The organism is Labrys miyagiensis, from assembly GCF_030160835.1.
GTDB classification, from domain to species: domain Bacteria; phylum Pseudomonadota; class Alphaproteobacteria; order Rhizobiales; family Labraceae; genus Labrys; species Labrys miyagiensis.
Genome location: NZ_BSPC01000041.1, coordinates 1 through 6,589, shown reverse-complemented (window position 1 = coordinate 6,589; position 6,589 = coordinate 1). Strand labels below are relative to the sequence as shown.

Annotated in this window: 8 protein-coding genes and 1 pseudogene; 2 read left to right on the top strand and 7 right to left on the bottom strand. The window is 61.7% G+C overall.

Annotation, left to right across the window (positions count from 1 at the left end):
* From QQL24_RS20325 to QQL24_RS20295, 7 genes are all read right to left on the bottom strand, one after another.
* The coding region (locus QQL24_RS20325; RefSeq protein WP_284314127.1) for an SDR family NAD(P)-dependent oxidoreductase at positions 1 to 215 on the bottom strand (215 nt) is incomplete at its 3' end.
* A 96-nt stretch (positions 216 to 311) separates the two neighbouring features.
* Positions 312 to 908, bottom strand: coding sequence for a redoxin domain-containing protein (locus tag QQL24_RS20320; RefSeq protein ID WP_284314126.1), 597 nt, complete (start codon positions 906 to 908; stop codon positions 312 to 314).
* 853 nt (positions 909 to 1,761) lie between these two features.
* Positions 1,762 to 2,223 carry a MarR family winged helix-turn-helix transcriptional regulator gene (locus tag QQL24_RS20315; protein ID WP_284314125.1) on the bottom strand — a complete coding sequence of 154 codons (462 nt, stop codon included), beginning with the start codon at positions 2,221 to 2,223 and terminating at the stop codon, positions 1,762 to 1,764.
* Between the two features lie 20 nt (positions 2,224 to 2,243).
* On the bottom strand, positions 2,244 to 2,960 hold the full coding sequence (locus QQL24_RS20310) for an SDR family oxidoreductase (protein ID WP_284314124.1): 717 nt from the start codon (positions 2,958 to 2,960) through the stop codon (positions 2,244 to 2,246).
* Between the two features lie 69 nt (positions 2,961 to 3,029).
* A complete protein-coding gene (locus tag QQL24_RS20305) occupies positions 3,030 to 3,404 on the bottom strand; it encodes a hypothetical protein (RefSeq protein WP_284314123.1) in 375 nt (124 codons plus the stop codon).
* 32 nt (positions 3,405 to 3,436) lie between these two features.
* Positions 3,437 to 4,318: an NmrA family NAD(P)-binding protein gene (locus tag QQL24_RS20300; protein WP_284314122.1), complete on the bottom strand. Its 882-nt coding sequence runs from the start codon at positions 4,316 to 4,318 to the stop codon at positions 3,437 to 3,439.
* Between the two features lie 205 nt (positions 4,319 to 4,523).
* The gene (locus QQL24_RS20295; protein ID WP_284314121.1) at positions 4,524 to 5,420 is read right to left on the bottom strand and encodes a LysR family transcriptional regulator; all 897 of its coding nucleotides are present in this window, start codon (positions 5,418 to 5,420) and stop codon (positions 4,524 to 4,526) included.
* 299 nt (positions 5,421 to 5,719) lie between these two features.
* Here QQL24_RS20295 and QQL24_RS20290 point away from each other — a divergent pair, with 299 nt between their 5' ends.
* Together QQL24_RS20290 and QQL24_RS20285 are read left to right on the top strand one after the other, a co-directional pair.
* Entirely contained in the window at positions 5,720 to 6,454 is a 735-nt protein-coding gene (locus tag QQL24_RS20290) for an SDR family NAD(P)-dependent oxidoreductase (protein ID WP_284314120.1), read from the top strand.
* A 48-nt stretch (positions 6,455 to 6,502) separates the two neighbouring features.
* Positions 6,503 to 6,589, top strand: a pseudogene (locus QQL24_RS20285) (oxidoreductase); the annotation flags it as partial.

The window sequence follows — 6,589 nt, the reverse complement described above, 5'->3', positions numbered from 1 at the left end:
GCATCAAAAGCGGCGATGCGCTCAGCGCCGAGTTCGCGTGCCGCTTGATCGAGGCGTCCAGGATTGCGCCCGGTGAGAATGACCTTGGCCCCCTCGGCGCGAGCTCGCCGTGCGGTCTCCAGTCCAATGCCGGCGCTGCCGCCGATAATTACGACCGTCTGGCTCACCAGTTCTGGCTCGCGGCGGGGGAACGCAGTTGTGGTTGCAGGGTCCATGGGGTCCTCGTGTGAGCTCCGTGGCGGCCTCAAGGAAGAACACGCCAGCGGTCGTTATGGCCTTCCATGACAAACACGGCCGGGCAGCCCCCGAATTCACTCCGGCTCGCGGAGCGTCTGAGCGCGCGTTTTTCCGTAGGGATAGAAAGGCTCCTTTCGACCCGCTTGCCATGCTGCCCTGAGTTCCGGCGTCGTGATGTCCCAGTCCGTCCGGCATTTCATGCTCACCGCCCGCATGTCCTGCCGAAGTTCTTCCATCGTGGGTCGGCCGAAAAACCAGTACCCATTGTAGACCTTGTGGATGATGAGGCCAGGCTCCAGCACGATGACGTGAGGGATCATGGGGTTGTGGGTGGGATCCGTGTACTCGGCGATATCGAGGTCCTTCTGGACGATCCGCCGCGGGTCCGAAAGAAAAGGCCAGTGGGCGCCGACGCCCGTACGATACTCGTTGGTTTCCAGGATATTGTCCGTGGTGATGGTGACGAGCCGGCAATAGCCCACTTCCATTTCGCGGTGGAGTTGGACAAGCCCTTCGGCCTGCCGGCGGTCCTTGGGACAGTAGCCGCCCCTGCCGAGTACGAGGACCATCGGGTCCTCTCCCTGCAGCCCGGAAAGTGTTCGCCGTGTGCCCGTGTGATCTGAGAGCTCGTAGTCTGGGAAAGCCGACCCTGGAACGATGTCGGACCGCATGTGAAGCCTCGGTGATTACAAGTCTTTGACTGAGCCGGCCGGCCGACTTGGCGGAAGGACAAAAACACGGAGGCGGCCGTGAGTACACCATACAATGGTGTGATCACCATGGTCATCGTTTGTTGTCTCAGGCCGCTAAGGCCCCGATACGCGCCTTTGGCATAGCAGCTGCCGCTGCCAATCCAGGGGGGATCAAGGCGCTGACTTTCACAGGTCTTCGTGTCCAGAAGGGCATGAGAGTCGAAGGTTGGGATATCCTCGAAACTAGGAAAAATAATCTGATGCTTTCGCGCGAGAACGCCAGGTGGATCATCGGATTCTCACCCGAAAGGCTATGTTCTTCTGGTGAGTGCTGAGGTGCAGCACCAGCCCGGCGGGCGGATTCGCAGAACGACTGTTATGACCGGTCCCCTGTCGATCAGAAGCCGCTATGCTGCCACCAGAAGTATAGTGTCTTGAACCAGTTGCAAGAAACAGGTGTTGCGAGCCCCCGCAACTACTCCACAATGCGCTGTGCTACGACTGCCTCGTCCCCTGTCCCATCAAGTTTTGGGTCGGTTCGGAGGCGCTTCGACCGAAAGTCGGACTCCGGCACCATAGCGCCCGCGGGCGAGAGGTACGCCCACCACCTCATGGGCGTGTCGCAGGGAGTTGCAGAACCGCGAGCTCGTGCGGGTTCTTCACGACTGGCGGTTGGGGGAGCTTCCGGTTCAGGCCTACTTCCTAATGGGGCGAACTATCCGTATGGCGGCACGCGTTTTCACCGACTTCATGGCCGCGGAATTGCGCAACGACACGTCGCTTGGTCCAGGGTAGAGGCGCTGAGTTCCGTCGCGGCGCTCAGTCTGGAGATTCAGTCATCGGATGAGCTCGCCCTTGTCATGCCTACGACCATGCTGCTCAAGGCTCCTCGCAGCGCAGCGACATTATCCGCACCATTCAATTGCGCGAACTGTCGTTGAGCTTCATTCCAAAGTGGGGCCGCTTCGTCGTGAAGACGGCGCCCCGCTTCGGTGAGTTCGATCACGCGGCTTCGGCCATCGGTGGGCGAGGGTTGGATTCTGACCAAGCCGTCACGTTCCAGAAAGCCAACCATCTTGCCCATCGCCGTCCGTTCGATGTCGAGCCGCTCGGCAAGGGCGTTGACAGGGGTGCGCCCCACCTCGTTCAGGGCTGCCAAGGTGAGGAACTGCGTCAGGCGCAGACCCGCAGGCTCAAGGTGTGCGTCGTAAAAGCGCGAGATCTGCCGATTCGCCTTCCTCATGGCGAAGCAGTTGCATTGATCGATTCCAAGCGGTTGGCTGACCGACTGCATCTTTCTTGCCCTTTCGATTTCTATTGAAGCCCCGCCGGCGGGCTGATGTAGCCGGGCACCTCAGCGGCAAGCGTACTCTTCAACTCCGCCGTCCCCTTGTCGGCCATGATCTCGCTCTTGCCGGCAATGAGGGCGTCATAGGCCTGGCGCACCACGTCCTCGGGGCTGGCTTTAGGCACATCGATGCCGTTGGTCAGGTCGGTATCCACGAACCCGACATGCAGGCCAAGAACCTGGATGCCACGCTCCCGCAGGTGAAAGCGAAGTTGGTTCGTGAAGCTCCAGGCAGCCGTCTTCGACGCGGCATAGGGTGTCAGATAGGGCCGCGGAAGCCAAACGATGTCGGAAAGCACGTTGATGACGGCCGCCTGCGGCTTGGCCGACAGAACTTGCTCAAAGGCCTGTGTGACGCGCACCACGCCATAGTAGTTGGTATCGAACATGCGGGCCGACTGCACTTCGACGTCGGCCGCCAAGGGCCCGTCGATCAGAGCAGCGATGCCCGCGTTGTTGATCAATAGGGTCGTATCCGCCGCCAATTCGGCGGCTGCGGCGATCGAGGCCTTATCCGTGACATCGATCCTGACAGGAACAATGCCGGGCTCTTCGAAGCCACTTGTGTTGCGCATGCCAGCGTAGACCTTCGCGACACCGCGGCGACGGGCCTCTCGTGCGAAGGCCAAACCCAAGCCGCGATTGGCGCCGGTAATAAAGACTGTGGCGTTGGTGAGATCCATGACGAGTTGCCTTTCCAAAATCTTGGCTACGGGTATCCAACTGCTGTCGTCAGCCCGAGCGTGCGTCGTTCAAAGAAAAAGGCGTTCGGGGAGTTGCTGGGAAAGCGCCCCCCGCAGAGACGCAGCAAGCGAGAGAACCGAGCCGAGCGGGCTCATGCGAACGCTCACCCGTGGCACGGAGCCGTCCGGGTTGTGATCGACGACAACGACGGCATTCAGGCGTTCTCCGTTCGCCAGAACGGCCTCGTACTCCAGAAAAAGGCGTGAACCGACCGTCTGGAGAAACGTAGGGGTCTGTGAGGCGTAGAAGGTTCCCACGGCGTCGACGGCGAGCCGGATCTGATCGCGTCCGATGACAGGCCCTCGCAGCACCGAGCTGGTCAGCTCCGCGTCAACAGTGAGATCGTCTAGGAACGGATGGCGTTGGCCTTGATCGTTTGACATTGTGCAGCTCCCTTGCTTGTCCGAGCCAGTGCTCAGGCAAATACGGCTCGATTCTGAGCGATGAATTGCTGGACAGAGAGGGCCGGCGTTCCAGTGATCTTTTCGACTGTGTCATTGGCGCCCGAGAAAATGCCGTCGCGGTAATTCTGGGCCACTTCGACAAGATGCTGGGTCAGGAACGGCGGAAATTTGTAAGAATTCTCCATCTTGTTCCGGAATTCTTCAATGGAGGTCGGTGCGTATTCGATCTTTGCGCCGAGAACATCGCTCATGGCGGCGGCGATCTCGGTGTGGTTCATTTCGGCCGGGCCAGTGAGCGTGTACGTCTTGCTCGCATGCCCTACCGGATTGGCCAGGATATGGGCGATGACCCGTCCCTGGTCATCGGATGCGATGGGCGCGTGGCGGCCATTCGCGAACGGAAATTCGATCTTCTTCCTTGCCCAGATCTCCTTCGCGAAATGCGGGTAGACGAGCCAGTCAGCAAAGAAGGTCGGGCGGAGATGTGTTGTCGGAACATCTGACCAGTCGAAGACTCGCTCCGAGACCCAGTGATCCTGTGCAGCATGGCTCGCTGATTCTCGTCGCGCCGAGATCTGCGACATGTTGACGATCGCGGTGACACCGGCTTCCTTTGCTGCCTGAGCGAAGTAGGCCGCAGCGCCGATGATCCCGGGCGCGATCGGATGCAGGAAATAAGCGGCTTTGGTGCCATCCATGGCAGCGCGAATATCATCGATGTCGGTGAAATCGCCGATGGCGACATCGACCCCGCGCTGTCTCAGGGCCGCTGCCCGCTCATCATCGGTGCGGACATAAGCCCGCACGCGCTTGCCGATCTTGAGCAACTCGTCGATCGCTCCACCCCCGGTCCGCCCGGTCGCGCCACTGATCAGAATGTCTGCTTCGCTCACGGCCTTGGTCCTTTCCATATGAGAGCATATGCTCATATCCGGCAAATAGAAGCATATGCTCTTATTGTCAAGAGGCCGTGATCGTGCCGTGTCTGAAGATCGTCAAGCTCGCTTCGCGTCGCCCATTTAACGGCTCATGGACGGCCCTGGACATGCTCGGCTTCCGACCGGATTACGGCAAGCGTCGCCGGCGATCTGCCGCGCTTCAGTCGCGCGATATGGACAGCCCTGCGAGAAGCGGAGCGTACGCGGCGAGCCTGCGGGATACGAACTCCGTGAAGAGTCGCACGCGCTTCGTCTTGCGTGTCTCCCCCTGTGTGAGAAGCCAGAGCGTTCCGTACATGTGCAGGTCGGCACCCGGCACCCTCACCAGTAGGGGGTCGGCATCGCCAACGAAGCACGGCAGTGTCGTGATCCCGAGCCCTTGCTGTACGGCAACGATCTGCGCCCCGGCGTCCGTGGTCCTGAATGGACCCCCCGTGGTGCGAACCTCACCCTCGCTGGCCCAGTCCGGAATTCCATGAATGCTTATGACGATCCAACGGATGGGATCCGGTGCGCCCGCACGCCACGCGGTTAGTCGGTCGCGGGACATGTAGACGCTGCCGAACAGCTCCGCTCCCTTCAGGCCGTGAAGATTGAGCGGCAGGGTTTTGCGGTCGTAGACGACGCGGATCGCGACGTCGGCTTCTCGGTTGGTCAGATTTGCCAGCTCGCCCGACGACAAGATTTCCATCTCGATATCCGGATGCAACCGCGCGAAATCGGCGAAGTCCGGCATAAGCAGGTGTGTCGCGAGGGTCGGAGCCAGTGTCACCCGCAGAAGCCCGCGCACGCTCTGGTCGCGCCCGAAGACGCGCGTCTCGAGCTGGTGCGACGACGCTTCCATCTGGTTTGCGAGTTCGAGGACCTCCTCGCCCGCAGCCGTCAGGCGGTAGCCCGAAGGCAGCTTTTCGAACATCTGCGCCCCGAGACGTTCCTCGAGCTGGGCGATGCGTCGCAGCACGGTCGAATGGTTCACCCCGAGGCGCTCGGCCGCGGCCCGCACCGAGCCTCCACGCGCGACGGCAAGAAAGTAGCGAACATCATCCCAGTCGATCATGGTGCAATCCGGCACCGCCGAGGTGCGCCTTCCAAGCCCGTATCTAACACATCGAACAGCATCTCGTATGTGGGTAGCACGGCAGTCATCATAGCCCGTGCCGGCAAGCGCGGCCCAATCCCGAACGGCGGACACCGAACGTCGCGGCTGGCGTCAATCGCCCAGCCGGATGGATTTCGCACCACCGATGTGCGCGCTTCCCAACTCACCGCCTACCTCGGGCGAACCCATGTTGAGGCTCTCGGAGGACCTCTCCGTACAGCCTAAGACCCGAGACGGCGAACCAAGGACTGCACGACATGACTAGATTGAATGGTAAGACCGCCGTCATCACGGGCGGCGCCACCGGCATCGGCCGCGCCGCAGCAAAGCGATTCATCGAGGAGGGCGCCTTTGTCTTCATCTTCGGCCGCCGGCACGACGCGCTCGACGCCGCTGTGGCCGACCTCGGGCCCAATGCCCGTGCGGTAAAGGGCTCGGTCTCAGATGAGGCCGACCTCGACCGACTCTACGCGGCGGTGAAGGCCGAGCGCGGAACCCTTGACATCGTCTTCGCCAATGCCGGGGCAGGAAGCCCACTTCCGCTCGGCCAGATCACCGCCGCGCACATCGACGAAACCTTCGACACCAATGTGAAGGGTACGATCTTCACGGTCCAGAAGGCGTTGCCGCTGATGGGCCAGGGCGGTTCGATCATCCTGACCGGATCGAGCGCCGGCACCACGGGGGCCCCGGGATTCACTGCCTACAGCGCGAGCAAGGCGGCAGTGCGCAACCTCGCGCGGACCTGGGCGGAGGACCTGAAGGGCACCGGCATCCGGGTAAACGTGCTGTCGCCCGGGGCGACTGCGACCGAACTCGCAAAAGAAGCGCTGGGCGAGGAGGGCCAGAAGGCCTACGGCGCGATGACTCCACTCCAGCGCATGGCCGACCCGGCGGAGATCGGAGCTGTAGCCGCCTTCCTCGCGTCGTCGGACAGCAGCTTTATGACCGCCAGCGAGGTCGCCGTCGACGGCGGCCTAGCGCAGCTCTGACCCCGGCGCGGTCCCGCGTCTGGGCCACACAACGAAGGATAGAAGATCATGAAAAAGCTAGAAGGTAAGGTCGCTGTTATCACCGGCGGCAGCAGCGGGATCGGGTTAGCCACGGCCAAGCGCTTCGTCGAAGAA

Coding starts and splice junctions, on each gene's coding strand:
- QQL24_RS20290 (WP_284314120.1), top strand. CDS start 5,720: ATGACTAGATTGAATGGTAAGACCGCCGTCATCACGGGCGGCGCCACC.
- QQL24_RS20310 (WP_284314124.1), bottom strand. CDS start 2,960: ATGGATCTCACCAACGCCACAGTCTTTATTACCGGCGCCAATCGCGGC.
- QQL24_RS20320 (WP_284314126.1), bottom strand. CDS start 908: ATGCGGTCCGACATCGTTCCAGGGTCGGCTTTCCCAGACTACGAGCTC.
- QQL24_RS20295 (WP_284314121.1), bottom strand. CDS start 5,420: ATGATCGACTGGGATGATGTTCGCTACTTTCTTGCCGTCGCGCGTGGA.
- QQL24_RS20315 (WP_284314125.1), bottom strand. CDS start 2,223: ATGCAGTCGGTCAGCCAACCGCTTGGAATCGATCAATGCAACTGCTTC.
- QQL24_RS20305 (WP_284314123.1), bottom strand. CDS start 3,404: ATGTCAAACGATCAAGGCCAACGCCATCCGTTCCTAGACGATCTCACT.